The organism is Nitratidesulfovibrio oxamicus, assembly GCF_015731765.1.
Lineage (GTDB): Bacteria > Desulfobacterota > Desulfovibrionia > Desulfovibrionales > Desulfovibrionaceae > Cupidesulfovibrio > Cupidesulfovibrio oxamicus.
This window is the reverse complement of the sequence record NZ_VRYY01000389.1, coordinates 1-2,435: the sequence shown is the minus strand read 5'-3', so window position 1 is coordinate 2,435 and position 2,435 is coordinate 1. Positions and strand designations below refer to the sequence as shown.

Here is a 2,435-nt window from a genome sequence, read left to right as displayed (position 1 = left end):
GTTCCCGGCGCTCTGCACACCACGCCCAATACCCCGCAGGACGCGGCCCGCGCCGTGCTGGCCGCCGCCAGCCAGCGCATCGAGGATGCCGTGGTCCAGCATGTGGCCCGGCGCGAGGTGGGCGGCAACTTCGCGGCCTATCTGGCCCAGCGGCACCGCCATGCGTTGCTGCGGGTCAACGTGGCGCTGGGGGTGCCCATGGTGGGCATCGGCGCGGCGTCGCGCCACCTGCTGCCAGCCGTGGCGCGGGCGCTGTCCACCACGGTTACCTTTCCGACCCGCTACGATGTGGGCAACGCCCTGGGCGCGGCCCTGCTGGCGCTGGGCGAAGGGGATGCCGCCGGGGAGTGACGCGACGGCTCCACCGTGCGCAACACGAGGGACACGGGCGGGTGGAGCAACAGGCGTGACGGGGCAACAGCGGTGCCCCGGACAATCGGGGGGACCGGACAATCGTGATGACCCGGGCAATCGGCATCCCCGGCGCGCTCGTCCGCACCCCATCCTGCACAGTGGTGCGCCATCCGCAGGCCACCACCTTGACGCGCGCCCCCCTTTCAGCGCACCGTCACCGGGTCGGCCCGGGCAGAGTAGACACCCGCGCCCACCGCGCGCGCCCTGCAACGCGCGTTGCGCATCCTGCCGGGACGCCCGCAACCACCCGAGACGTCCGCAACAACCGTCACGCACCACCGCCGCCCTGCGGCGCGCAAGGATACGCCATGCACAGCCACGATCCCTTCCAGCCCCCCAAATCCGACGCCTGCGGCTGCGGCCACGATCACGCCCATGACCATGACTGCCAGTGCGCCTCCGGGGCGCACCGCCCGTCCTGCTTCGACGCCGCGCTGGAAGTGGCCAGCGAATGCGAGGACTGCCGCGTGGTGCACGCCTGGCTGCACCTGCACGGCAAATGGGTGCTGCACGCCTGGGGCGAAACCGACGAGGCCGTGTACGACCTGACGGAAACCCGCAACCCGCAGCCCCGTGCGGACTACTACGCCCGCAACGGCGTGACCGAGGAGCGCCTGCGCCGCTACGGCAGGGTGGAGTTCTTCACCATCATGGCCGACACCGGCAGCTTCGGCCCCTTTGACGCCGCCTTCTTCTTCGCGCCGGAAAGCGACACCGACCCGCTGGCGCGGTAGCCCGCGCACCGGCCTTCCGGGGCCCCCCGCACAACGCCACGGGCCGAAGGATCACTCCTTCGGCCCGTTTCGATGCAATGGCAGCACCGCATTGCAGCCTGCCCCTTCCTGTTTCATTCCCGCTCCCGTCCGGCACTCCCCGGCCAGCCGCCCCAGGGTGCGCAGCCCTTCGGCCATGCGCTCGTTCCACAGGCCGTTGCAGCCAAGGCGCAGGTAGTTGGCGAACTTTTCCTGCGTGCTGAACACGGCCCCCGGCGCAACGGATATGCCCGCCTGCCGCGCGCGGAAGAACAGCTCCACGCCGTCGGTGCCGGGCGGCAGTTCCAGCCACAGCACGCCGCCGCCCTCGGGCCGGGTCACCCCGGTGCCGGGCGGAAAGCAGTCGGCAAGGTGCATGCGCATGGCCTGCATCTGGCGCGAAAAGGCCGTGCGCAGGCGGCGCAGCTGCCGCTCGAACAGACCCTGCCGCAGGTATTCGGCCATGGCGAACTGGGTAAGGGTAGCCCCGCAGACGTTGGTGGTGGCCTTTATCTCCCGTGCGCGCTCGCCGATGCGCCCGGTGACCATCCAGCCCATGCGAAATCCCGGCGCCACGGTCTTGGAGAACGACGAACACAGCGTGACCAGCCCGTGCACGTCCCATTGCAGAAAGGTGGATGGGCGCGAGGGGCCGTAGTGCAGGTCCGTGGACACGTCGTCTTCGATAAGGTGGATGCCCCGCTCGGCCAGCATGTCCAGGATTTCGCGCTTGGCGTCGTCGGGGGTCAGGCTGCCGTCCGGGTTGTTGAAGTTGGGCGAAAAGGCGCACGCCGCCACCCGGTGCCGGTCCAGGATGTGCCGCACGTCGCGCGGGTCCACGCCCGCCTCCGGCGTGCTCGGCACCTCGATGGCCCGCAGCCCCAACGATTCGATCAGTTGCAGGAAGCAGTAGTAGGTGGGCGACTGGATCATCACGATGTCGCCGGGCCGGGTCAGGCAGCGCAGGGCGATGTACAGCGCCTCCACCGCGCCGTTGGTGATCAGGATGTCGTCCGGCCCCGCGCCCACGCCGCATTCGCGGTGCCGCCAGGCAATCTGGCGGCGCAGTTCGATGTCGCCGGGAATGGTGGCGTAGGCGGCGGCCTCGCCCGCGCGCGAACGCATCACCTCGGACAGGATGCGCCCCAGCGCCCGGCCCGGCAGCAGCGTTTCGTCCGGGCACAGCACGCCGAAGGGCACCAGGTCGCGGTTGCCCACGGCTTCGAGCACGGTGGAGATGAGCCGGGCGCGGTTCACCTCGCGCGGGCC

The 2,435-nt window shown here is 70.7% G+C and carries 2 protein-coding genes and 1 pseudogene; 2 read left to right on the top strand and 1 reads right to left on the bottom strand.

From position 1 onward, the window contains the following. Together FVW20_RS12685 and FVW20_RS12680 are read left to right on the top strand one after the other, a co-directional pair. Positions 1–351: pseudogene (locus FVW20_RS12685) on the top strand (hydantoinase/oxoprolinase family protein); the annotation flags it as partial. Between the two features lie 371 nt (positions 352–722). Continuing rightward, a complete protein-coding gene (locus FVW20_RS12680; protein ID WP_196609903.1) occupies positions 723–1,148 on the top strand; it encodes a hypothetical protein in 426 nt (141 codons plus the stop codon). Positions 1,149–1,199: 51 nt separating this feature from the next. Here the strand turns inward: FVW20_RS12680 and FVW20_RS12675 are convergent. After that, positions 1,200–2,435: aminotransferase-like domain-containing protein (locus FVW20_RS12675; protein ID WP_196609902.1), on the bottom strand; the 1,236-nt coding region annotated here is incomplete at its 5' end.